The organism is Rossellomorea sp. GQ25 (assembly GCF_059758515.1).
Genome location: NZ_JCAXEQ010000005.1, coordinates 329,781 through 354,251, shown reverse-complemented (window position 1 = coordinate 354,251; position 24,471 = coordinate 329,781). Strand labels below are relative to the sequence as shown.

20 protein-coding genes and 1 pseudogene are annotated in these 24,471 nt (G+C 41.8%); 16 read left to right on the top strand and 5 right to left on the bottom strand.

Features of this window, described 5'->3' with window-relative positions:
• Positions 1-177: 177 nt before the first annotated feature.
• The 3 genes from AC6CIB_RS17470 (at position 178) to cydC (ending at position 5,483) form a co-directional block, all read left to right on the top strand.
• Positions 178-1,821, top strand: a complete 1,644-nt coding sequence (locus AC6CIB_RS17470) for a M20/M25/M40 family metallo-hydrolase (protein WP_498282803.1) — start codon at positions 178-180, stop codon at positions 1,819-1,821.
• A gap of 213 nt (positions 1,822-2,034) precedes the next feature.
• Positions 2,035-3,765, top strand: coding sequence for a thiol reductant ABC exporter subunit CydD (gene cydD, locus AC6CIB_RS17465; protein ID WP_498282801.1), 1,731 nt, complete (start codon positions 2,035-2,037; stop codon positions 3,763-3,765).
• Entirely contained in the window at positions 3,765-5,483 is a 1,719-nt protein-coding gene (cydC, locus tag AC6CIB_RS17460; protein WP_498282897.1) for a thiol reductant ABC exporter subunit CydC, read from the top strand. Before cydD ends, cydC begins: the two co-directional genes overlap by 1 nt.
• A 47-nt stretch (positions 5,484-5,530) precedes the next feature.
• On the opposite strand, the gene AC6CIB_RS17455 is transcribed toward cydC, so the two are convergent.
• Complete coding sequence (locus AC6CIB_RS17455; protein WP_498282799.1) at positions 5,531-6,142, bottom strand: nitroreductase family protein; 612 nt, start codon at positions 6,140-6,142, stop codon at positions 5,531-5,533.
• 149 nt (positions 6,143-6,291) lie between these two features.
• Between AC6CIB_RS17455 and AC6CIB_RS17450 the strand changes: the two genes are divergently transcribed.
• Complete coding sequence (locus AC6CIB_RS17450; protein WP_498282797.1) at positions 6,292-6,600, top strand: winged helix-turn-helix transcriptional regulator; 309 nt, start codon at positions 6,292-6,294, stop codon at positions 6,598-6,600.
• A gap of 31 nt (positions 6,601-6,631) precedes the next feature.
• On the opposite strand, the gene AC6CIB_RS17445 is transcribed toward AC6CIB_RS17450, so the two are convergent.
• On the bottom strand, positions 6,632-6,772 hold the full coding sequence (locus AC6CIB_RS17445; RefSeq protein ID WP_498282795.1) for a hypothetical protein: 141 nt from the start codon (positions 6,770-6,772) through the stop codon (positions 6,632-6,634).
• A 162-nt stretch (positions 6,773-6,934) separates the two neighbouring features.
• Between AC6CIB_RS17445 and AC6CIB_RS17440 the strand changes: the two genes are divergently transcribed.
• From AC6CIB_RS17440 to wrbA, 8 genes and pseudogenes are all read left to right on the top strand, one after another.
• Positions 6,935-7,897: a LacI family DNA-binding transcriptional regulator gene (locus AC6CIB_RS17440; protein ID WP_498282793.1), complete on the top strand. Its 963-nt coding sequence runs from the start codon at positions 6,935-6,937 to the stop codon at positions 7,895-7,897.
• Positions 7,898-8,120: 223 nt separating this feature from the next.
• Positions 8,121-8,561: pseudogene (gene mscL / locus AC6CIB_RS17435) on the top strand (large conductance mechanosensitive channel protein MscL); the annotation flags it as partial.
• A 98-nt stretch (positions 8,562-8,659) separates the two neighbouring features.
• A complete protein-coding gene (locus AC6CIB_RS17430; protein WP_498282791.1) occupies positions 8,660-9,592 on the top strand; it encodes an ATP-grasp domain-containing protein in 933 nt (310 codons plus the stop codon).
• Positions 9,593-9,732: 140 nt separating this feature from the next.
• Complete coding sequence (locus AC6CIB_RS17425; protein WP_498282895.1) at positions 9,733-11,001, top strand: ATP-binding protein; 1,269 nt, start codon at positions 9,733-9,735, stop codon at positions 10,999-11,001.
• Positions 11,002-11,495: 494 nt separating this feature from the next.
• Entirely contained in the window at positions 11,496-13,763 is a 2,268-nt protein-coding gene (gene helD, locus AC6CIB_RS17420; RefSeq protein ID WP_498282789.1) for an RNA polymerase recycling motor HelD, read from the top strand.
• Positions 13,764-13,893: 130 nt separating this feature from the next.
• Complete coding sequence (locus AC6CIB_RS17415) at positions 13,894-14,724, top strand: aldo/keto reductase (RefSeq protein WP_498282787.1); 831 nt, start codon at positions 13,894-13,896, stop codon at positions 14,722-14,724.
• Between the two features lie 281 nt (positions 14,725-15,005).
• Entirely contained in the window at positions 15,006-15,413 is a 408-nt protein-coding gene (locus AC6CIB_RS17410) for a DoxX family protein (RefSeq protein WP_498282785.1), read from the top strand.
• 124 nt (positions 15,414-15,537) lie between these two features.
• The gene (wrbA, locus tag AC6CIB_RS17405) at positions 15,538-16,152 is read left to right on the top strand and encodes an NAD(P)H:quinone oxidoreductase (RefSeq protein WP_498282783.1); all 615 of its coding nucleotides are present in this window, start codon (positions 15,538-15,540) and stop codon (positions 16,150-16,152) included.
• Positions 16,153-16,210: 58 nt separating this feature from the next.
• Here the strand turns inward: wrbA and AC6CIB_RS17400 are convergent, their stop codons facing one another.
• Positions 16,211-17,095 carry an RluA family pseudouridine synthase gene (locus tag AC6CIB_RS17400; protein ID WP_498282781.1) on the bottom strand — a complete coding sequence of 295 codons (885 nt, stop codon included), beginning with the start codon at positions 17,093-17,095 and terminating at the stop codon, positions 16,211-16,213.
• Positions 17,096-17,272: 177 nt separating this feature from the next.
• Between AC6CIB_RS17400 and AC6CIB_RS17395 the strand changes: the two genes are divergently transcribed.
• A complete protein-coding gene (locus AC6CIB_RS17395) occupies positions 17,273-17,668 on the top strand; it encodes a YhcU family protein (RefSeq protein WP_498282779.1) in 396 nt (131 codons plus the stop codon).
• Between the two features lie 186 nt (positions 17,669-17,854).
• Here AC6CIB_RS17395 and AC6CIB_RS17390 read toward each other — a convergent pair whose 3' ends face one another.
• Both AC6CIB_RS17390 and AC6CIB_RS17385 read right to left on the bottom strand, forming a co-directional pair.
• Entirely contained in the window at positions 17,855-18,328 is a 474-nt protein-coding gene (locus tag AC6CIB_RS17390) for a thioredoxin family protein (protein WP_498282777.1), read from the bottom strand.
• Between the two features lies 1 nt (position 18,329).
• Positions 18,330-18,755 (bottom strand): disulfide oxidoreductase, encoded by a 426-nt coding sequence (locus AC6CIB_RS17385; protein ID WP_498282775.1) that lies wholly within the window; start codon positions 18,753-18,755, stop codon positions 18,330-18,332.
• A 166-nt stretch (positions 18,756-18,921) separates the two neighbouring features.
• On the opposite strand from AC6CIB_RS17385, the gene AC6CIB_RS17380 reads away from it, so the two are divergent.
• The 3 genes from AC6CIB_RS17380 (at position 18,922) to AC6CIB_RS17370 (ending at position 24,436) form a co-directional block, all read left to right on the top strand.
• Positions 18,922-20,595: a glycoside hydrolase family 13 protein gene (locus AC6CIB_RS17380; RefSeq protein WP_498282773.1), complete on the top strand. Its 1,674-nt coding sequence runs from the start codon at positions 18,922-18,924 to the stop codon at positions 20,593-20,595.
• 361 nt (positions 20,596-20,956) lie between these two features.
• On the top strand, positions 20,957-22,498 hold the full coding sequence (locus tag AC6CIB_RS17375) for a GNAT family N-acetyltransferase (RefSeq protein WP_498282771.1): 1,542 nt from the start codon (positions 20,957-20,959) through the stop codon (positions 22,496-22,498).
• A gap of 186 nt (positions 22,499-22,684) precedes the next feature.
• Entirely contained in the window at positions 22,685-24,436 is a 1,752-nt protein-coding gene (locus tag AC6CIB_RS17370; protein WP_498282769.1) for a phospho-sugar mutase, read from the top strand.
• The last annotated feature ends 35 nt before the right edge of the window (positions 24,437-24,471 follow it).

Here is a 24,471-nt window from a genome sequence, read left to right as displayed (position 1 = left end):
ATTTCAATAGAAAGGTATGAAATTTTTTTAAGAAAGAATCCTGAAATCCCTTCCAAACCCATATCATTTTCGATAAGATGTTATCAATTATAGAAGAATCAGTCTCTATAATGCCCAGTAAGTAAACGATTAACCACGCATAAGCTGACATTTCTTAAGGAAAGGAGCGGTACTAACGTGTATACACAATTAATAAACAAATCAATCTCCGAGCAGATTGAACTCATCACACGATCTTTAGTCGCTCTGAAAAGCTATAATGGAACAATTGGCGAAAGTGAAAAAGCCCAGTATATATATGAAATGATTTCTTCATTTCCTTATTTTCAGGAGCATCCTGATCGAGTCTGGCTCCAAGAAGTTCCGAACGATCCTACAGGAAGGAAAAACGTGATTGCTCTCGTGAAAGGAACGTCTTCGAAAACTGTATTATTCCATGCCCATTATGATACGGTGGGGACGGATGATTATGGGGCACTTCAAGATATGGCTCATGATCCCGACTTTCTTCAAAAGTTCTTTATGGACTATGAAGGAGAGGAAAAGGTAAGAGAAGATGCCCTCTCTGGAAACTGGCTGTTTGGAAGAGGGGCATTGGATATGCAGAGCGGAATTGCCGTACACATAGCGAATCTCTTGTACTATACGGGACAGGAAACGCCAGATGGACATTTACTTTTCCTATTTAATGGTGATGAAGAAAGTGAACATGCCGGAATGATTGCAGCATTAAGTGATCTCTATCGTTTGAAAAAAGAGGGCTTTGACTATTTGGCAGCGATCAATACCGATTTCATTTCTCCGATCTATGATGGGGACTGTATACGATATATTTACACGGGTGCTGCAGGAAAGCTCCTGCCAAGCTTTTATATATATGGAAGAGAAGCACATGTAGGGGATGTGCTGACATCCATCGATCCTACTGTGATTGCTTCCAAAATCAATCTTGAAATCAATCAGAACCTGGATTATCTGGAGGATATACCAGGTGAATTCACCCTGCCGCCATCTTGCCTGTATTTCAAAGATGATAAGCATACGTATAATGTTCAAACCCCTCTTAGCGCTTCTCTTTACTTCAACTATTTTGTATACGAGAAAACCGCCAGAGAAGTGCTCTACGATATGAAGAAGGCAGCAATAAAGGCAGTGAGTGAACTGGAAGAACGCAGTAAAAGACAGTTTGAGCAATACCGGAGCTATCATGGTTTCCCGGAAAGGGAGTTTTCATGGGAAGTGGAAGTGCTGACGTTACGGGAGTATATCTTCTGGCTGAAGGAAAGAGGAATTGATCCGGATCCTGTCATGAAAAAGGTCTTTTATGATATGGAGGGAGAAGACAGAAGAACGATTGCGTATGCCATGGTGGAAGCACTGCAGCATCTGGATCCCGATCGAACGCCAAGAGTGATCATTTTCTTCGCACCGCCATTTTTACCTCATAACTTTGTGAATGAAGAAAATGAATATGGCAAGAGGGTGAGAGAAGCGTTAGGGAAATGCTTAAATGATATAGCAAAAGAAACCGGCGAAGAATTTGTCATTAAACGGTTTTTCCCTTATCTCGCAGATGGCAGTTTTCTCTCTCTTCATGAAGAAGACGAGGATATTGATGTATTCAAAAAGAATCTTCCATTGATCGATCAGTTGTACCCTATTCCAATCGACATGATCAGAAAGCTGAACATCCCTTCTATTAATATCGGAGTTTACGGAAAAGATGGCCATCAGTGGACAGAGAGAGTGTATAAACCTTACACCTTCTCATTGCTTCCGGAGATTATCCAGCGTGTGACGAAGGATTTATTGAAGATATGATGTGCTCATGAAAAAATAAACTTTTCAGACAGAGAGGTCATTCGCTTAGCGGTGTACCTCTCTATTTTTATTGATTGGAACTGGATACGAAACTGGAATTGTCACAAAAAGGTCAATCCTAAAAGATGCATAAAGAGAACAAGTTTACTATAATAGAGTTATTGATTTGTGAAATGTTTCACTAACTTTTAACTTTTGGAGTTGAGAGAAATTATGAAAGAACTGAATCGAATGGCTAAGCAGCAGAAATCATCCATGATGACACTTTACGGAACATCCCTATTAATGGGGGGAGTCGTAATTGGACAAGCTTACTTGCTGGTTAGCATTGTAGATAAAATGTTTATAGAGGGAGAGGAATTTCAAGACATTCTCCCAATTCTGGGTGCATTGCTGCTTATTTTAGTGGGGAGAGCAGCCCTCACGTATGTGAATGGACGAACCGGAATCAGGATGGCTTCGAAGGTAAAGAGCGACTTGAGAAAGCGGCTCTTGAATAAGTGGGCAAGAAATCCACTGCAAGCATCCCTTCTAGGACAGTCTGGACAAAAGGTCAGTACGATGATGGATGCTGTCGATGGGCTGGATGGGTATTACAGTCAGTACGTACCCCAAAGAATTCAAACGACTATCGTCCCGTTGATACTGTTAATCACTATTTTTACTGAGCATATTTATACCGGTCTGATTATGGTCATAACGGCCCCATTCATTCCTTTGTTTATGGCGATTATCGGAGTGATGACAAAAAACAAATCCGAGAAGCAAATGGATAAGCTGACGGCTTTTTCTGGACGATTTCTCGATACACTGCAAGGATTGACTACCTTGAAGCTCCTTGGAAGAGGGGAGCAACAGAAAGAAGGGATCCGTTCTGCCAGTCTTGACTTTCGTGAAGCCACGATGGAAGTGTTAAAGACTGCCTTCTTATCTTCCTTGATGCTAGAGTTTATTTCCATGTTAAGTATTGGACTGATTGCTCTTGAAGTAGGGCTCAGATTAGTCGTCTTTGAAAGCATTTCATTCTTCACCGCTTTCTTCGTTCTTGTGCTAGCCCCGGAATTCTATTTATCACTAAAAGAACTTGGGCAAGCCTTTCATACTGGCCGAGGAAGTATGGGGGCCGGAAAGAAAGTCATGGAGGAGCTTAAAGAAAAAGATCGATCTGTGCATTGGGGAGAGAAGGAACTCGAATCAATTGGGACTCCTGCCACAATTGAATTGCGTAATGTCGGGTTTTCCTACGGGGAAAAGGGATTTGTTCTTCAATCCATTTCGGCAGTCTTCCCTCCCGGCAGTCAAGTGGCGATCGTCGGTCACAGCGGAGCAGGGAAAACAACCCTTCTTCATCTTTTAGCAGGACTTCTTGATCCCTCTGAAGGAGACATCGTGATTGATGGACATTCGAGAAGTGAATATAGGGAAAGCGACTGGTTTGATCAACTGAGTTATATTTCACAGAATCCGTATTTATTCTCAGGCACAATCTCAGAGAATATTGCGGTTGGAGGAAGAGAAGGAGTTACCCGGGAAGAGATTGAATACGCTGCTGAAAAAGCAGGAATCTCACACATGATTGCAGGTCTCGATAGAGGGTATGACACACTAATCGGTGAAGCGGGGAGAGGGCTGTCAGGAGGAGAAAAGCAGCGTATTGCCTTAGCCAGGGCTTTTCTCAAAAAACCTTCTCTTATTCTCTTCGACGAACCGACAACAGGATTGGATCTTAAAACCGAGGGAATCCTTCAAACCTCCATACAGGAATTATCCAAGTATTCAACGGTGATTACAGTGGCTCACCGCCTGCATACAATTCGTGAAGCGGATCAAATTCTGTTCATGGAAAATGGGGAATTAGCGGGCATAGGAAATCATGAGAAGTTAATAATGTCCTCTTCTCGCTATCAGGAGATGGTGACAGCACAGCAAGGGGTGAATACATGATGAAAGAGTTAGGATTTGTCTTAAGGCTGATGATGAAGGAAAAGAAGGATATAGTGTATTCTATTCTTTTTGGCTTCCTGGCTGGAATGACCTCTGTCGGATTATTTGCTTCCAGTGGTTATTTAATTTCTAAAGCAGCTTTGGAAGTACCACTTTACGCACTGACGGTGATGATTGCGCTATTGAAGCTATTCGGTTTTACAAAGGCGCTAAGCCGGTACGCTGAACGTTATTTTTCCCATCGTGCTACATTCACGATTCTGGCTAATTTACGAGTCTCGATTTATGAAGCAATCGAACCGTTAGCGCCGGGGATTTTCGGTCGATACAGAAGTGGAGATCTTCTCTCAAGAATTGTCGGGGACGTAGAGAGCCTCCAGAATTTCTTTCTTAGGGTCTTTTATCCGCCGATCATTCTGGTGTTGGTGTTCTTAAGTACGATTTTGTTTACGATGTTTTATTCTGTATCTGTTGCATTGATTCTTCTCGTGGGCCTTCTGCTGACGGGATTCATCGTCCCTGCCTATTTTGCTCTTAAACAGAGAAAGATTGAAATAACATTAAGAGAAAGAAGAGGGGACTTGTCTACTGAGGTAACGGAATTTCTTCATGGATTCAGAGACCTGAAAATCTATCAGAGACTGGAGGATAAAGAGAGAAGTCTTGTTCATGCATCAACAGGCTATGTGAGTGAACAGGAACGTGAGGGTATCCATTCCCTCTTTAGTCATTCAACCAATATCCTGGTTTCGCTTCTTATTTCATGGATCGTTTTAGCTGTAGGAGCATATTCGGTAGGATCAGGTCAACTGGATGGAATATACCTTGCTATGCTTGTCATGATCTCATTAACCGTATTCGAAAACGCCACCCCCATGGCAATCCTTCCTACACACTATGAAGATTCCCGCAGAGCGGCGTCCAGGCTCTCTTCTGTCATTCCCGAAGAGAGCATTGAGAGGGACGGACCTTCATTTGGCGGGAAACTTGGCGGGGAATCTCCGTCCTTTCATTTGAAGAATGTAAGCTTTTCCTTTGAGGGAGAGGAAAGAAAGGCTTTGGATGATGTGGATCTTAAGTTGCCTGCAGGTTCGAAAACAGCGATTGTAGGACCTTCGGGATCAGGGAAATCAACATTGCTTCAACTGTTATTGAATTTTTACTCAGTGGATCACGGATCTATTTTCGTAAACGATACTTCCATGAAAGATTTGGATAAAGAGTCGTTGTGGGAGCATGCCAATGTGGTTCTTCAAGAAAATCATTTCTTTTACGGTACTATAAAGGATAATCTTATGTTGGTGCGTGATGGACTGACAGACGGGGAAATGGAATCGGCATTAGAAAAAGTGAAGCTGCGCAACTTTTCGTTAGAGGACACTGTACTGGAAAAAGGAGAGAATCTTTCTGGAGGAGAAAAGCAGCGATTGGCGATTGCAAGGACATTGTTGAAGGGGTCACCCTTATGGATGCTGGATGAACCGACGTCTTCGGTTGATGCGTTGACGGAGAAAGAGATCTTTGACCATCTTTATACAGTGGCCGGTGGAGACACGTTGATTCTGATCTGTCATCGTTTAACTGGTCTTGAAAACATGGATCAAATCGTTGTCATGGATCAGGGAGAGGTTGTAGAAGCAGGAAGTTTTGATGAGCTCATGAGGAAAAAAGGCTACTTCTATGAAATGAAACAGATTGAAAAGAGCGTACTCTTTTAACAGACTGAAAAAGCCGCATCCCCTAAGGATGCGGCTTTTTCATAGGCTTATTCCGCCCAATCAATTAAGTTGCGGATATCTAAACGATCTGATTTTCGTGCTACTTGAAGTGGTTTTCCGATTGTAATCAGCATAATCGGGATATAGCGCTCCGACACATTGAATTCGGATACGAGAGCTGCCGGATTGAAACCGCCGATCGGGCAAGTATCCCAGCCCTTCGCTTTTGCAGCAAGCATGAATTGCATAGCAGCTAAGGAAGCATTACTGAAAGCGGCATCTCTCGGATATTCGTCACGGCTGTATGCACCGTCTATTTGTTTCTTCAGTACCTCTTTGATTTCAGCTGTCATTTCACCTTTTTCAATGGCAGGATCAAAGACAGGATCGACATTCTTATTGGCTTCCAGGTCACCAAGTATAGCAACAACTGCAGAAGCATCATGAACCTGTTGTTGATGATAAGCAATCGGAAGTAAGCTTTCTTGAACTTCTTTACGATCGAATACCAGGAACTTCCACTGTTGAAGATTCCAGGCAGATGGTGCTTTTCCTGCTGTTTCGAGCAGGCTGACTAATTCCTCACGAGGGATCTCCACTTGAGGGTCGTATACTTTCGTTGAGCGTCGTTCATCGACGACTTGAAAGAAGTTATCCATGATAAAGCCTCCTTGATGTTTAAAAAGTGTTATAATATGGTATATAATTGTATGTTACTTACTTTTTGTAAGTGTATAAGTAATATGAACAATATAACCGACGTTTTAGTATGCGTCAAGGGATAACAATTTAGGATGTGTTAACTGAAATGGAAACAAAACTTTGCCCTAAATATGCCGCTGCCTTTGAACTATTAGGCAAACGCTGGATCGGGATCATCATAAAGGTATTGTTGGAAGGAACGTGCCGTTTTAAAGATTTAAATGCAGAAATACCGAATATCAGTCAAAAGGTGTTGACCGACAGATTAAAGGAACTGGAGGAAAACGGAATCGTTTATCGGGAAGTTCTCGACGAAAAGCCGGTCAAAGTCCTTTATAGCCTGACGAAAAAGGGAAGAGAACTGGAGCCCGTGGTGGAGGCCGTCCAGGGGTGGGCAGTGAAGTGGGTAAAATAAAAGCCTGCTTCGTTGAAGGCAGGCAATTGAACTAGTTGAGTTTATTGTTGTATATGTGCTCAAATGGATCCTGTTGATCGTGGGGAGTATAGAAATGGATGGGCTTTAATGCGGCGTAGCTTCCTCCGATGATGATGATACACAGTACGGGTAAGAATAAAATACCAAACATAGTATAGCCTCCTTATCATGTTTTAGGGGTAGGAAATCCAATGTGACCCTTTGCATGATTAACTTTAAAGTGTGAAACGCGTTTCAGAGCAAGCGTTTTATTTAAGTTTTTGCGTAATATGGACAGGTGGGCCATTCAGAATATTTAATGAGGTGTATGGGTATGACAAATATTCGCAGTATCGCGAAGCTTGCGGGAGTATCTGTTTCAACGGTTTCAAGGGTATTGAATGAACACCCTTATGTGAAAGAAGAAAAACGTCAGAAGGTTCTCGAGGCTGTCGAGCAATTAAATTATATAAAAAACGCAAACGCTGTCCATTTATCAAAAGGCAAGACCTATAGCATAGGAGTTGTTTTGCCGTATTTGAATCTTCCTTACTTCGGAGAAATTCTTCAAGGTATTGCAGGGGAAGCATTAAAGCATGGATATCATCTTCAACTTTTTCAAACGAATTATGACAAGGGAGCCGAACTTGATGCCTTTCATCGTCTGCAAATGAAGGAAGTAGACGGATTGATCTTAACGTCACGTTCAAATTCACTGGATGTTCTCACTCCGTTCATGGAAAATGCCAATGTTGTTTTTTGTGAAAATGTGTACGGTCACTCGTGTAAAAAAATATATATCGATCACTATCAAGGGGTTAGGAATGGTCTCGAATATCTTTATTCAAAGGGTCACTCCCGCATAGGTCTATGCCTGCATCGAATGTTTGGGACGAATAGTGAAGAGAGAATCCGGGGGTATTACGATAGCTCAGAAGCTGCCGGCCATCCTGTGCGTGATGAGTGGATCTTCAATGACTGCTATCACCTGCATGATGGAAGAGACGTGGTGAAGACCTGGGAACAGCTGAAAGAAAAGCCATCAGCCCTTATCGTAACGAGTGATCAGGTTTCAGCCGGTATGGTGACAGAGGCAGGGAAAAGAGGGGTCAGGATACCCGATGATTTGGCTATCTTAAGCTTTGACAATCATCCCATTGCCAATGCCCTGGACATTACATCCTTTGAGGTACCGATACGAAAAGTGGGAGAAGAATCGTTTAAACTATTTCTTGAAAATAAGGACCCTCGCCCCGTGATACTGGAAACGAAATTATTTGAAAGAGGGACCGTATAAGTTCCTTAAGAAATAGAGGAGGCGAAAAGAATGTTAGGGAATAAAGAAGAAAAAATGTTAATCATCCTAATGGGCGTAGTCGCTTTTATTGTGTTGCTTGCCATTGTAGGGAAATATCTTATGTAGCTTTTTTGCCTTTGTCTTCATAACTCACTCGTTTCTGCCATATGTTAAGAGTAATGAAGCGGTAGGTGAATTCATCATGTGATCTGAATTTAAACAATTCATTTCAAGGGGGAATGTAATTGATTTAGCGATTGCAGTCATCATTGGTTCAGCGTTTGGCAAGATTGTGGAGTCTCTCGTTCAAGACATGATGATGCCGGCAATCGGAATTTTATTTGGCGGCATTAACTTAGAAGGCCTGCACCTTCGAATTGGAGCAGAGGTGATTGAATTGGGAAAGTTCCTACAAGCACTTGTAGACTTTCTTTTCGTGGCCATGAGCATTTTTCTGATGATAAAGGTGGTCAATCGCTTGAAAGGCGGGGAGCAGCAATACAAAGTGAAGCAAACGACGAACCTTGAAGTCTTACAGGAAATCAGGGATATCTTGAAGGACGATCATAGCCTTTCCCATAGCCATGATTTCCCGAAAACAAACGCTCAGCTAACAAAAAGTGGTATGAAAATTCAGATGAGAACCGACAGAAAGCCCAGATAAATTCATGATCATTGACCTAAATCCTACTTTTATAGTAGGATTACTTTGTGTTGTACGACTATTTTTAAAAAATCATACGAATAAATGGGGTAATGATCGTGAAAAAAATACATATTATTCATGAAAATAGTGATTGGACCAATCATTTAACGACTCGTCTCGACGAGCTTCAATTGCCTTATGAGGAATGGTTTCTGGATCAAGGACTCGTCGATTTATCATCAGAGCCGCCAGAAGGTGTTTTCTATAATCGAATCAGTGCATCTTCCCATACACGAAACCATCGTTTTGCACCTGAGTTAACGGAAAGCGTTCTTTCCTGGTTAGAGAGGTATGATAGAAAGGTACTGAACGGAAGCCGTGCACTCCGGTTGGAAGTCAGTAAAGTAAATCAGTATATGGCCTTGAATGCTGCCGGCATCAAGACACCGAAAACCATTGCAGCCGTTGGAAAAGAACAAATAATTGAAGCGGCTGAAAAGCTAAATAAACCATCCTTTATCACCAAGCATAATCGTGCGGGAAAAGGATTGGGTGTACAGTTGTTTCATTCAGTGGACGCACTGAAAAGCTATGTGTACAGTGATGCATTTGAAGAACCCCTAGATGGCACGACGCTAATCCAGGAATACATTGAAGCACCAGACGCTTCGATCACACGCTGTGAATTCATTGGCGGCAAATTCATCTATGCTGTGAAGGTGGATACGTCAAAAGGATTTGAACTGTGTCCGGCCGATGTCTGCCAGGTCGATGATCTATTCTGTCCAGTGGGAGAGCAAGAGGAGAGCCCTAAATTCCAAATCAGGGAAAACTTTTCCCATGGCATCCTCTCATCTTACGAAGCATTCTTAAAAGAAAACCGGATTGATGTAGCAGGGATTGAATTCATTCAAGACAAAGAAGGCACCATCTACACGTATGATGTGAACACCAATACAAATTACAACAAGGATGCCGAGGCGAAGTACGGACAATACGGGATGCTTGAGTTGGCAAAATATCTTGGTGAACAATTGAAAACTGTGTAAGTTGATGACTCTCCTGTACATGTACAGGAGAGTTCTCTTATTTAAATGTACGATTACATATATAATTGTAACGATTTGTTTAGTAGTATGGTAGAATTTCTATAAAGTAGACAATATCTGTGAAAGGTCAAAGGGTAAGTATGATTATCTTTAATCAGGATGTTATTAATAATTTCTTTTATATCATTTTGAGCATTTTTTTAATTTTTTTCCTTATTGAAAGAAAGGTGATAAATGGTTGGTATACAAGGTTAGCAACCCTTGTTTCTTTGAGTATTGCCATTATCCTGTGCATGCTTTCCCCAATCTATCATAATCCATACTGTGTACATGATTTACGGATGATTCCTTTCGTACTCGGAATTATGTATGGAGGACCATACACAGGGCTCGCACTTTTAGTTGTTTTATTGGTATCCAGGACAATGATATATAGTTGGGGTTTAGTAGCGTTTGTTATTTATGTGGTGATCTACCTCTTGACGGTTATCGGGATGAAATGGTTTGATTTCAACCGGTTATCGAGCCGTAAGAAGATCATATTCTCAGTGATTCTCTTTACCATTCATTCCATCGTAGCAGCCCTTATTGCTAAGGCCATGACCGTGTTTGTGATTGATGAAAGCTATCTCATTAATTTCATCTTACTCCCTTCAGTGGGAATGCTCATCTTGACATACATATGTGAAACATTGCTTAAACAGATTCAAATCAAACAAGCACTCGTGAAGATAGAGAAAATGGAAGTACTCGCTCAACTGGCAGCCAGCATTTCACACGAAGTGAAGAATCCGTTAACGGTTATTAAAGGATTTCTAAGATTGCTCAATCAAGAAAATCTTCCAGTCGGAAAAAAAGAGCAGTACTTATCCATCGCATCATCAGAACTGAACCGGGCAGAAGATATCATCAATGACTATCTTACATTCGCCAAGCCTGACCCTGATCATGTGGAGAACATCTCCATTTCTGAACAACTCAATAAGCTGATTGATATGGTAGAGCCCCTGAGCAACCAGCAATCGGTGGACGTACATAAAAGCATCATGGACGCCACCATCGTCGGCAATACACGAAGCTTTCAGCAAGCATTTCTAAACATCATCAAAAATGCGATTGAATCCATGCCAAAAGGAGGTACTCTGACGATACTTTCGAAGGTTCAAAAGGAGAACGTCAGCATCACCATCACTGACACTGGAGTCGGGATGACCTCTGAACAACACGCCAGACTGGGAGAACCTTATTTTTCTACGAAGGAAAAAGGGACTGGTCTTGGACTTATGGTTTCCTATCGGATCATTGAAGCGATGAGTGGCGTCATTACTGTTGAAAGTCGAGTTGGTAAGGGGACGAGTTTTCAAATTGTGTTTCCCGTGGATTGTATGAAAGACCCTTCATCTGTATAGGTGGAGGTTTTTTTGATTTTGATCACTTTATTGGTTCAGGGTACTGGGGTGTCGAGTTGTCCAGCTCCAGGGCTTAGAGGCTCGAGGTCATAAGACAGGCATGCCAAAAAGGCAAAAGGCGCCTTTCCGGCATGCCCGCCTTATGCTTGTCGCCTCTGGGCAAAGTCCTTACGCTTTTCTCTATTGATATTATCCTAATTATCTGATAATATATATTCCTGCTCCCAAACGCCTACATAATTTATACAGATTTCGTTAAGTCTTTTTCGAGATGTCAAAGCTCCGGCGGCTAGTCCCTCGAGGTCATAAGTCAAGCATGCCAAAAAGGCAAAGAACGCCTTTTCGGCATGCTCGTCTTATGCTTGTCGGGCCTGACCAAGCCGCCTCCGCTTTTCGGTATGATCGTGTTCATCCACTGAGAGTCGTTACCTTAGTGGTATTGATGAGACGTTTTTTTCTCCATTGCGGCTACTAACATTTGGAAGGAGAAATGTATGACGAAGGAATCAACTATTCATCCCGATTTTTCAACTGAATCAGAACGCCTGGAGTTTACGAAGCGCTACATTGATGTAGTCATCAGCACATCCCAGACGAGTAAGGAAAAGTATAAGGAAAACATGGAAAAAGCTTTTGGAGATATTGATTGGGGCGAATCCAGTGCGGCCTACATTGATATATTGACCAACTCAAGCTTTTTTGAGATGTCGAAGGAAGAATTGGAATCCCTTCTTAAAGCGAAGAACAAGCCTTACTTTGCTCGAATTGATTTTCAACATAAGGGTTCTGACAAAGTAGAGAAGCATTATATCGGCAAGACCTCTTTGTATCAGCGCGAAAATCAAGAACAAATCATTGTGGACTGGCGTTCTCCCATAGCGAACCTTTACTACGAAGGAAGAATCGGTGACGTTTCGTATGAAGCGGAAGACGAGACGTACGAAGGAGATCTTTCTTTAAAGCGTCAGTACATGATTGAGGATGGTTTGTTAGAAGAAATTAGGGATATTGACTTAACAACCACAGATGAACTGCTTCAGGATTCATTAGCCAAAAGCTCCAGCAATCGTTTAACCGAGATCATTTCCACCATTCAAGAAGAACAAAACCGGATCATCCGGGCAGATTTAAACAAGCCAATCATTGTTCAAGGAGCGGCGGGCAGCGGGAAAACAACGATCGCCCTTCACCGGATTTCATATTTTATTTACAATTACAAACAACATTTTGATCCCAGACAACTAATGATCCTAGCGCCCAGTAATTTATTCATTGACTATATTTCAGAGGCATTGCCGGAACTTGGGGTAGAACGTGTAAGACAAACGACGTTCAAGGATTATGTCATGACCTGCCTTGAAAAGAAGCTGAAACTAGTAGAAGATAACAAGCTCATTCAGTTAATCGAAACCCATGATGAAGGCGTAGAGACTGCCTCGTGGATATCAGGATTCAAAGGCTCCAAAGCATTCAGGAGAATACTTGATGATTATATAGAAGAAATTGAACAGCGATTTTATACGTCGAAGGACTTCTATGTGGATAAATACAAGCTCTACACCGCCAAAAAGTTCACTCATCTGTTTAAAAATGAATATACGTATATGCCCATCTATCGCCGAATGGAAAAGCTGAAGACTCTCTTACAGAGTTATGTTCGGACGAACAAGAAGCAAATGGTGGAGAAGGTAGAGAAGTTTTTCGATGAACGGATCGAAACAGCTCTCTTTCAACGGACACAGGCCGCGAACCGGAAGGACTATGTGTCAAAAGCCTTGGACAAAAAAAGTGAGCGTATAGAGGAAATTAAGAAAGCCATTCGTACAAGCGTTAATGGGTACATGAAACAGTTTGAAAAGAAGAATCTGGATCAATATTTCATCGAATTATTTTCTGATCCAGAGCGTCTTGTTTCATACTCAAAAGGCGAGATAAGCATGGAACAAGCCGAACAGCTTTGTCACTATACGCTTTTATACGCGAAGAAAAAGCAGTATGAAGTAGAAGATTTAGCGATTCTTCTATACTTGCAATCACACTTGTTCGGAATAGACAAATTTTACAAAGCAAAAAACATCGTGATTGATGAAGCCCAGGATTATAGTTATCTGCAGCTTTATTCGTTGAAGAGGGCACTTGAAACCGATATGTTCACTCTGGTCGGGGATCTTGCTCAAGGAATCCATTCTTACCGGGGTCTTCAGTCGTGGGAACCGGTGTACCGTGACGTGTTCCCAAGGGCAACGTATACCGAACTTCAAAAAAGTTACCGTACCACGATTGAAATCATGGAGGAAGCGAATAAACTGCTGAATCTACTACCCTATGATTTCCCGAAAGTGAATCCTGTGGTGAGACACGGGAAATCTCCAAGCTTTGATGAGTATGTGGAAGTCGGAACATTAGCTTCCATTATCGAGGAAAAGGTGGCAGAAGGAAGGAGAGAAGGATTCCAGACATTCGCTGTTATCGGAAAAAGCATGAAAGACTGTATGAAAATCAGCGAGATCCTTCAAAAACGGCAACCTGGAAAAGTGAAACTGTTGGAAGAGCAGGAATCAATCCCGAAAGATCAAATCGTCGTCGTGCCATCCTACCTGTCAAAAGGACTTGAATTTGATGTCGTCATTATCGCAGCGGTGGATGAAGCATTCAACCCGGATAGCGAACTCGACATCAAGCTCCAATACGTGGCCATGACCCGTCCCCTTCATAAGCTGGCGTTTATCGGAAAGAGAAGAGAGCAATTTATCGGTCGATAGATGCTCTAAATAGGTCCGTCCCTAATGGAAAGGGACGGACCTTAATTTAGTGTAAAAACGTATTTTTCAATCATAACATTAGCAAAAAGCTGAGTGAATTTGTAAAATAATAAATCAGGAGGGATGCAATATGTTAAAAAACTTACAGAGCACGAAGACACTACATAACGGAATCGAAATTCCTTATGTTGGTTTAGGAGTTTACCAAATGAAAGATCCGTCTGAAACGGTACAAGCCGTTCGCACAGCGATTGAGTCAGGGTACCGTTCCATCGATACAGCGGCGATCTACGATAATGAAGAAAGTGTAGGTCAAGGTGTGAAAGAAGGTGGAGTAGTCAGAGAGGAACTGTTCATTACATCAAAAGTGTGGAATAGTGATCAAGGCTACGATACGACATTGAAAGCATTCGAAAACAGCCTGAAAAAGCTTGATATGGACTACTTGGATCTTTATTTAATCCACTGGCCGGTAGAAGGAAAGTACAACGATACATGGAGAGCTCTTGAAAGACTCTATAGCGAAGGGTTAGTGAAATCCATCGGTGTAAGTAACTTCCATCAGCATCACCTTGAAGATTTGATGAAGAACAGCAATGAGAAGCCTGTACTAAATCAAATCGAGCTGCATCCTCGACTGAATCAGGAAAAAACAAGAGAATTCTGTGCATCACACAATATTGCAGTGGAAGCATGGTCCCCAATCGCTCAAGGGCGTGTGCTGGATGAACCAACACTCAATCATATTGCTGAAAAGCATGAGAAATCCGCTGCTCAAGTGATTCTGCGCTGGCACCTGCAGAATGATGTCATCATCATTCCTAAATCTGTTCATGATAACCGCATCAAAGAAAACGCAGACCTGTTCAACTTTGAACTATCACTGGAAGAAATGAACCAAATCAACGGATTGAATCTCGACGAACGCTTCGGGCCAGATCCAGACAACTTCGATTTCTAATTGAAATATGAAAGAGGTCCGTCCCTCCGGATGAGGGACGGACCTCTTATTTTTGCCCTCTTGCCTCCAGACCCCCATTTAAATATAATTTGTAAAATAGTTATTGACAGAGACGAGAAGAGTAGTATACAATTATCTCGAAATCAAAATAAATATATTCGAGATAACATGTACTCTTTTTTTATGTATATATCTCAAAATCAAGATAAATGATTTGAGAATAATTTAATTTGAAATGTTTGAAGATAAATCTCAAAGGGAATCATAAAGGAGGAAGTAAGATGACAGCATTAGCTGCGTTCGGTTTATTGGTTATTCGTTTAGTAGTGGGGTTAACATTCGCTGCTCACGGAGCACAGAAATTATTTGGTTGGTTTGGTGGACACGGACTACAAGGAACAGGTGGTTTCTTTGAGTCCATTGGGATCAAGCCGGGAAAAACAATGGCATTACTTGCAGGACTTTCTGAAGTTGCAGGGGGATTACTATTCGCAGCAGGTTTCCTGACGCCATTAGCAGCGTTAATTATCATTGGCACGATGATTGTAGCAATCGTAAAAGTTCACGGGCCAAATGGTTATTGGGTAACACAAAATGGTACAGAATATAATGTGATGCTCATTGTTGTGGCTCTTGGAGTAGCACTGGTAGGGGCAGGAACATTCTCTATAGACGCACTATTATTCTAAAATTTAAAAGTGTTACGTTACGATCATAGCTTTGCAGGTTTTTCTGATTGATTTACCTGCATCCTGATTCTGTGTTTCATCCATTTACTATATACAAATCATATTTAAAGGAGAGATTTTGATTATGTCTAACGTAAAATTGGCAATCATGTATTACAGTTCAACAGGAACAAACTATCAAATGGCGAAATGGGCAGAAGAGGCTGCAAAAGAAGCTGGAGCTGAAGTGAAGGTACTCCGTTTTGAAGAAACAGCACCTGAAGCAGCAATTGCTTCAAACCCTGCATGGGAAAAGCATTATAATGAAACAAAAGATAGTGTACCTGTTGCGACACTTGACGATCTTGAATGGGCAGACGCTTACCTTTTCAATGTTCCAACCCGATTCGGAAACGTTCCTTCTCAAGTCAAAGCCTTCCTGGATACTACAGGAGGTCTTTGGTTCAACGGAAAACTGGCAAACAAAGTAGTGAGCGCCACATCCTCAGCAAGTAACTCACACGGTGGACAGGAGCAGACGGTTCTGGCTCTATACACAACCATGATGCACTGGGGTGCCATCATCGCAGCTCCTGGATACACAGACCAATCAAGCTTTACTACAGGAGGAAACCCATACGGAACGAGCGTAACGGTCGATCAAGAGGGCAATATGGTTGAATCCGTAGAGCCTGCAGTGAAACACCAAGCTCGCCGTACGATCCAAATCGCTGAAGCGGTGAAAAACGGATTGAAATAATCAACATATAAAAAAACGAGTCACTCGCGAATGAGAGTGGCTCGTTTTTTTTTTGTTCTCAAAGCCCAACATCATCCACACACTCAGCCTCACATTCGATCCACTCGTCCGTCAGGGGATGTGGAAATGAAATCCGTGCTGCATGCAACGATTGCCTTTTGAAAATCGGCTTTCCTCCATATAATATGTCTCCCACTAAAGGATGACCGATGTGACTCATATGGACGCGAATCTGGTGGGTGCGTCCCGTATCAAGCTGGACCTCTACTATTGTATAAGAATTTTTATACTCCAGCACCTTGTAGTGGGTGACTGCATCCTGACCAGAAGGTGAAACTCTTCTTCTGGTATTGTGATGGCGGTCCCTGCCAATCGGTTCAGAGATGGTGCCTTTTTTCTGTTTCAATCGACCATGAACGAGAGCATGGTATGTACGCTTTATCTGTCTCTCAATGAGAAGGCGGTCGAGAATCGCTTTACTTAACGGGTGCTTGGCGAAGATGATCGCTCCCGATGTATCATGATCCAAACGATGAATATGCATAACTCGGCAACTCTCTCCCTTCGCCTGGTGATGAAAGGCTACCAGATTTGCAAGGGTATCCGTTTCTTCAGGGTGGTTTGGGTGAGTATCGAGCCCGGCAGGTTTATTTACGACAATCAGATGGTCATCTTCAAATAAAACATCGATTTCTCCGTAGGTCGGAGGGACATCGAATTCTACTTCTTTAAATAAATGAAGCTGAAGCGTATCTCCCGGCGAAAGGGGCTGGGTCCAGGAAATCGCTTCCCCGTTCACTTTGATATCCTTTTCCATCCTCATGGAATGAATTAGTTTCTTAGGAGCTTGCCAGTGATTTCTAATAATTGTTTCAATCGTTACATTTTTCCAATCATCTGGAATAACTAGTTCAAAACGTTCTCCTTTTTTCTGTGTTTTCATCAAAAAACTCCTTTAAATGACAGAAATCTTAATCTAATATGGGTGTTTAATCCTAGATTAACTCCTGTTCAATCCAATTCATGGGTATAATTACCACGCAGTGGGTTCTACATCTATGTTATCCTTAATATATCTATTACAGAGAGATGACAACCATTACAAAGGTGGGTTATGACGGTGAAAGTTTTACTTGCATCAACACATGAACAGGAAGATAAAATTCAAGAGCTCATACAGTACATGTATTGTACTATTTTCCCTGATTATTTCACAGATGATGAAATTGAACAATTTGACGATATGCAAGTATTACATACGACGACGAGAAACTTTGAATATTTTGGAACCCTTAAGGAAGCGTTTCAGGTGATTTCAAGCTTACAAACATTGATTTCCATTGTCGAGAGCGGAACAAAGAAAGATGTGTATGAAGAAATGTTTTACCACAACGCTCATATTCTACAGGGCTTTGGTGTGTTTTTTCCATTGTCATATGATCAATTCAGTGAAGAATCGGATTGTAAACATAGTTTAAGTATTTATTCGAGAGCGGATAATCAGCTGCTTGTTTAAAAAATCACGTCGGGAAAAGTTAGATGCTTTAGAAAATTCGAATAAAACGTTTAGAAGATCGTTTAGAGGGGAAGATAACTTGTAATAAGTTAATCCTGAAGATACTCGAGTATCTTCATCTTGAAATTCCTCCTCACTTGAAAGGGGCTGACTTTTGGAAAAGTCAGCCCCTCTTTTTTTGTTTAATTATTCTTCCGTACCGTTCTCTTCAAAAAACTTCTTAAATTCTTCTTCAGGCTGTTCTCCTACGATTCTCGCCACTTCTTTTCCATTTTCGAAATGTACCAGTGTTGGAGTGGATTCGATTCGGTATTCATCCCATCCTTGTTCAAATTCAAGTAGATTGTACTGAACCATATCGACTCCCATGTCTTCGGCAAGTGGAGCAAGTATAGGAGTAGTCCTCTTACAATGAATACACGATGAGCTGTAGAAATACACAGTTACATCTTCGTTATTCTTTAATTTTTCTTCCAGCTCTTCGGGAAGGATTACATTTTGATAGTTAGGGTCGTCCAGGAGTTCGACGGTGGCCGGGTTAAGATTCGCTTTTTTGAACTTATTTCCCTCTGCCTTTTGACTGTTTTGCATGCTTGTGATGAGCGCGATGGCAGCGAATAATGCGACGATCGCTACTAGAAATATAATGATTTTCTTCAATCTATTTGTCCTCCTTTAATGCTTTTAATACCATTACACTTGCGATAAAGATGATGATGAAACCGGTCAATGCCAAGAATGGGATGGTGATAAAGCCTAACAGGTTAATGTATTCGCCTGTACATGGGACACGTCCGCAGGCAGGTGCACTCTCTGATAGGAATGAAACTTTTTGAAGAGAGTAGTGATACAAGGAAACGAGAAGGCCGATTCCGGATAAGATAGTAGAATATAATGCCGCTTGAAAATCTTTGCGCACGTATGCCACACCTAATAGAATGACCATCGGATACATTAAAATACGCTGATACCAGCATAATTCACATGGTTCATATTTCATGATTTCAGAGAAATATAAACTCCCCAGAGATGCCACAAGAGAGGAAGCCCATGCCAGGAATAACAGAGAATCTGCTTTTTTATTCATATAGAATTCCTTTCTAAGTATATTCTATCAAATTATAGTATGGTATTATTATAAATGTAAAATGAGAAATCTTTATGAAGAAATATGATATTTTTTTAACGATTTGTGCAAGCGTTTGCAGTTAACGTTCTATTTTATGTATTGATCTAACAGGAGGAAAACACACATGACAAAACAATGGTGGAAAGAATCGGTCGTCTATCAAATTTACCCTCGCAGCTTCATGGATTCAAACGGAGATGGCGTCGGTGATATCAGAGGAATTATTTCTAAATTGGATTATCTGAAAGAACTGGGCATTGATGTAGTCTGGTTATCTCCTGTGTATGAATCTCCGAATGATGACAATGGGTATGATATAAGCAATTATAAAAAGATTATGGACGAGTTCGGCACAATGGCTGATTGGGAAGAAATGCTTGAGGAAATGCATAAGCGTGAGATGAAACTTGTGATGGATCTAGTAGTGAATCACTCTTCTGATGAGCACGGCTGGTTTATTGAATCAAGAAAATCGAAGAATAATCCATACCGTGATTATTATATTTGGCGTGAAGGAAAAGACGGAAAAGAGCCGAATAACTGGGAGTCTGTATTTAGCGGTTCTGCTTGGGAATATGATGAAACGACAGAGGAATATTTTCTGCATCTCTTCTCGAAAAAGCAGCCGGATCTAAACTGGGAGAGCCCGAAGCTACGTCAGGAAATCTATGACATGATGAAATTCTGGCTGGATAAAGGAATCGATGGTTTTCGTATGGATGTCATCAACTTCATTTCAAAAGTTCCGGGCTTACCTGATGCGCCGAATCCTGAAGGGAAAACGTATGCTTCCGGTCATGAGTACTTTATGAACGGTCCTCGCATTCATGAATTTCTCCAGGAAATGAATCAAGAGGTTATCTCTCATTATGATGCGATGACGGTTGGTGAAATGCCAGGTGTGACACCGGATGAAGCCGTACTTTACACAGGTGAAGACCGCAATGAAGTCAATATGGTATTTCAGTTTGAGCATATGGATGTGGACTCAGGGCCAGGAGGGAAATGGGACGTCATTCCATTCGACCTAGTAAAGTTGAAAACCATTTTAACGAAGTGGCAGACAGAACTTCACGGGAAGGGCTGGAACAGTTTGTACTGGAACAATCACGACCAGCCAAGGATTGTGTCACGACTTGGTCACGATGGTGAGTACCGCGTGAAATCTGCGAAAATGCTGGCAACACTTCTTCATCTGATGCAGGGGACGCCTTACATTTATCAAGGAGAAGAAATCGGAATGACGAATGTCCGATTCTCTTCCATTGATGAGTACAAGGATATTGAAACCCTCAACATGTACCGTGAAAAAGTAGCAAAAGGCAAGGATCTGGAAGAAATCATGAAGTCCATTTATGTAAAGGGAAGAGACAACGCAAGAACCCCTATGCAATGGAACAGCCAAGACAATGGCGGGTTCACAGAAGGCAATCCATGGATTGCCATTAACCCGAACTACAAAGAAATCAATGCTGAAGAAGCGTTAAAAGATTCAGAATCAATTTTTTACTACTACCAAAAATTGATCGCTCTTCGTAAAGACTATGAAATTATTCCATATGGATCATTCGAGCTTCACTATGCAGATCATCCTCATGTGTATGCTTATACGAGAACGCATGGAAGTGAGAAAATCCTGGTTCTTTGCAATGTATCTGGAGAAAAGCAAGTCATCGATAATGTCGCTTCTTTTGATATCAATCAGGCGGAAGTCCTGATAACAAACGAAGAAAACCTTAAACAAGATGCATTTACATTAAATCCTTGGGAAGCAACGGCTTTCTACTTTAAAGGATAAATGAAAGGAAGCACCCATCAAAGCGGGTGCTTCTATTTTTGAGCTTTTTTCTTAAGATCAAATTTTTGAAAAAAATGATAACGAAGTTGATTGTAGCGGAAGGTGCTCAACTCCTGCGGGAAAGGTGAGACCCCACAGGCGAAGCCGAGGAGGCTCACCGCCCGCCCCGCGAAAAGCGGGGACCTGGAGCGGAAATCAACCATTACTGGCTGTTTAAAGAATATTTATAGCCAAATCAAATTTCTTCAAATCACACACCCCCCTTTGCTAAAATAAAAGAGATGGACTGTCATGAACTTCGTTTCAACAGTGCACTATAAGGGTATATAATTCAGGTATTTTATGAAGGAGTAGATCATAGATGGCAGAAAAACTAGACTTATCACAGTTCGAAAAGAAAATGATCATTCGTCCCATGGAACATAAGGACATTCAAGATATAATCAACATGCAGTCTGTCTGTTTTCCAGGGATGGATCCTTGGAATGTGGAGCATCTGGAAAGTCATTTGGACGTGTTTCCGGAAGGTCAGCTTGTCGCCGAATTAGAAGGGGAAATTATTGCATCATGCTCGAGTTTGATCATTAACTTTGACGAGTATGACGACCGCCACACATGGGATGATGTAACGGATAATGGATACATAACGAATCACAATCCCGATGGCTATAACCTGTACGGAATTGAAGTCATGGTGCACCCTGGATACCGACGCATGAAGGTAGGACACCGTTTATATGAAGCAAGGAAGGATCTAGCCCGACAGTGGAATTTAAAGAGTATCATCATCGGGGGACGCATCCCGAACTACCATAAACACTCAGAGGAGATGTCTCCTAGAGAATACGTGGATTCAGTTGGGCGTCATAAGATTTATGACCCTGTACTATCATTCCAGTTATTAAACGGCTTCACCCTGATGCGGATCAATCCGAACTATTTACCTGATGACAAGCGATCACATAAATACGCCACGCTGATGGAATGGAATAACGTCGATTACCGTCCATCCAGCAAGCGGCATTTTAAAACAAGTTATCCTGTCAGAATCTGTGTTGTTCAATACATGATGCGTAAAATTAATTCCTTCGAGGAGTTCGCGAATCAGGTTGAATACTTCACAGATGTAGCCTCAGATGCAAAATCTGATTTCGTCGTGTTCCCTGAAATCTTCACCACACAGCTCATGTCATTCTTGAACATCCAGTCACCGAGCTTAGCAGTGAGAAAGCTGACGGATTTTACTGAGGAATACATCGAATTATTCACGGATTTAGCGGTTCGTTACAACGTCAATATCATTGGGGGTTCTCACTTCGTTAAGGAAGAAGACGATGAAATCTACAACATCGCATACTTGTTCCGTCGTGATGGAACGATCGAGAAACAGTACAAGGTTCATATCACACCAAATGAACGAAAATGGTGGGGAATCAGTCCAGGAGATTCAGTAAGGGTATTCGACACGGATTGCGGGAAGATCGCGATTCAAATCTGCTATGATATCGAATTCCCTGAGCTTGCCCGTATTGCAACTGACAAAGGGGCGAAAATCATCTTTACTCCATTCTGTACAGAAGATCGCCAAGGGTATCTCCGTGTCAGATACTGTGCACAAGCCCGTGCTGTTGAGAACCAGATCTATACGGTCATTTCCGGTACAGTTGGGAATCTTCCACAAACAGAAAATATGGACATTCAATACGCTCAATCAGGTATCTTTGCTCCGTCTGACTTTGAATTTGCCCGTGACGGAATCGTCGGTGAAACCAATCCGAACATTGAAATGGTCATGATCGGAGACGTCGATCTCGAAGTCCTGCGACGCCAGCGTCAATCGGGAACGGTCCGCCAGCTGAAAGATCGCCGCCATGATGTGTATGGAGTTAATTATAAGAAGTAATCCAGTAAAAGCCTCGCTGATTTGTTCAGTGAGGCTTTTTTGAGAAAAAAAGACAAATTCTTTTTAGAAAAATTATGCTAAAATAAGGGCTAAACGAATCTTGTCGACATGTGACGGATTGTTTTAGAAGGATTTCTACAATATGTGATAGAATTTATTATTATACAGCATTAGGAGGGGATCGTTTTGAGTTGGAAAACATCATGGGAAAAATGGAGCGACTACTTGCATCTGGATGAAGAGATCAACGAGCTTTTAGGAGCAATGAAAGACGACGAGAAAACCTTAGAAGACGCATTTTACAAAAACCTGGAATTCGGTACTGGTGGAATGAGGGGAGAAATTGGTCCCGGAACCAATCGAATGAACATTTATACAGTTAGAAAGGCCTCTGAAGGATTAGCACGATACATAGAAGAACAAGGTGAAGAGGCTAAAAAGCGCGGAGTTGTAATAGCTTACGATTCCCGTTATAAATCACCTGAATTTGCCATGGAATCAGCTAAGACATTGGCTACACATGGTATTCAAACATATGTGTTCGACGAACTCAAGCCAACTCCAGAGCTTTCATTTGCCCTTAGACAATTAAAGGCGTTCTCTGGAATCGTGGTCACGGCAAGCCATAATCCACCTGAATATAATGGGTACAAAGTATACGGTGAGGATGGAGCCCAGCTGCCTCCACACGTAGCCGATGCCGTTATCGATAAAGTGAATGAAGTGGAAAATGAGCTGGAAATTGAAGTTAAATCCGAAGAAGAATTGAAATCATCCGGCCTGATTAAAATGATTGGCGAAGAGATCGATCAATCTTACCTGGAGCATCTGATTTCGATTTCTGAAAAACCGCAAATCGCCAAGGAAGTCGATCTGAAAATCGTGTTTTCTCCATTACATGGAACAGCCTTAAAGATGGCTGAAAAGGGTCTGAAAGCTTTAGGATATGAGTCTGTTCACATTGTAAAGGAACAGGCGATTCCAGATCCTGAGTTTACGACTGTGAAATCCCCGAACCCGGAAGATAAAGCAGCCTTTGAATATGCCATCCGTGACGGGAAGGAAATCGACGCAGATATCCTGATTGCGACAGATCCCGATGCAGACCGATTAGGTGTAGCCGTTAAAGGTGAATCAGGCGAGTATATCCTTCTCACAGGAAACCAAACAGGTGCGATTCTGCTAGATTATATTCTGGCACGTAAACAGGAAAAAAATATGATTCCTGAGAATGGACGTGTATTTAAAACGATCGTTACATCTGAACTTGGCCGGAAAGTGGCAGAACATTACGGAGCTTCAGTGGAAGATGTGCTGACAGGCTTCAAATTTATCGGTGAGAAAATCAAGAAGTATGAAGAAACAGGCGAATACTCCTTCTTATTTGGTTATGAAGAAAGCTATGGGTACTTAATTGGCGACTTTGCCCGCGATAAAGATGCCATTCAAGCCGTGCTGATGGCAGCAGAAGCGGCAGCTTACTATAAGAAGCAGGGCAAAACCCTATACAATGTACTGAATGATTTATTCGAGCAGCATGGCTTCTATCAAGAAGGGCTTAAGAGCTTAACTCTTAAAGGAAAAGAAGGCGCTGAACAAATTCAGGGGATTCTGAAGGACTTCAGAAACGAGCCTTTTAAAGAAGTGGCAGGTATGCAGGTCGTTTCATCGGAAGATTATAAAGTAAGTAAGAAAGTCGATTTACAATCAGGTGAAGAATCGTCCATTCACCTTCCATCTTCCAATGTTTTAAAATACTATCTTGAAGACGGATCATGGATTTGCTTACGCCCATCTGGAACCGAGCCGAAAATCAAGTTCTACTTCAGCGTGATTGGTGAGACACAAAGCGATAGCGATAGTAAATTACTTGCTCTGCAAAATGCCATCATGGCGAAAGTGGAAACGATGGTAAGTTCATCTGTAGGAGAGGCGTAAAGCCTTTCCTTTTTTTCTCGGTATGGGGCATGCTA

Bases quoted from the DNA above. Each gene is read 5' to 3' on its own strand.
- AC6CIB_RS17450 (WP_498282797.1), top strand. From the start codon at position 6,292: ATGGAAACAAAACTTTGCCCTAAATATGCCGCTGCCTTTGAACTATTA.
- AC6CIB_RS17385 (WP_498282775.1), bottom strand. From the start codon at position 18,755: ATGAATAAAAAAGCAGATTCTCTGTTATTCCTGGCATGGGCTTCCTCT.
- AC6CIB_RS17400 (WP_498282781.1), bottom strand. From the start codon at position 17,095: ATGAAAACACAGAAAAAAGGAGAACGTTTTGAACTAGTTATTCCAGAT.
- cydD (WP_498282801.1), top strand. From the start codon at position 2,035: ATGAAAGAACTGAATCGAATGGCTAAGCAGCAGAAATCATCCATGATG.
- AC6CIB_RS17375 (WP_498282771.1), top strand. From the start codon at position 20,957: ATGGCAGAAAAACTAGACTTATCACAGTTCGAAAAGAAAATGATCATT.
- AC6CIB_RS17415 (WP_498282787.1), top strand. From the start codon at position 13,894: ATGTTAAAAAACTTACAGAGCACGAAGACACTACATAACGGAATCGAA.
- AC6CIB_RS17410 (WP_498282785.1), top strand. From the start codon at position 15,006: ATGACAGCATTAGCTGCGTTCGGTTTATTGGTTATTCGTTTAGTAGTG.
- cydC (WP_498282897.1), top strand. From the start codon at position 3,765: ATGAAAGAGTTAGGATTTGTCTTAAGGCTGATGATGAAGGAAAAGAAG.
- AC6CIB_RS17440 (WP_498282793.1), top strand. From the start codon at position 6,935: ATGACAAATATTCGCAGTATCGCGAAGCTTGCGGGAGTATCTGTTTCA.
- helD (WP_498282789.1), top strand. From the start codon at position 11,496: ATGACGAAGGAATCAACTATTCATCCCGATTTTTCAACTGAATCAGAA.
- AC6CIB_RS17425 (WP_498282895.1), top strand. From the start codon at position 9,733: ATGATTATCTTTAATCAGGATGTTATTAATAATTTCTTTTATATCATT.
- AC6CIB_RS17445 (WP_498282795.1), bottom strand. From the start codon at position 6,772: ATGTTTGGTATTTTATTCTTACCCGTACTGTGTATCATCATCATCGGA.
- AC6CIB_RS17455 (WP_498282799.1), bottom strand. From the start codon at position 6,142: ATGGATAACTTCTTTCAAGTCGTCGATGAACGACGCTCAACGAAAGTA.
- AC6CIB_RS17380 (WP_498282773.1), top strand. From the start codon at position 18,922: ATGACAAAACAATGGTGGAAAGAATCGGTCGTCTATCAAATTTACCCT.
- wrbA (WP_498282783.1), top strand. From the start codon at position 15,538: ATGTCTAACGTAAAATTGGCAATCATGTATTACAGTTCAACAGGAACA.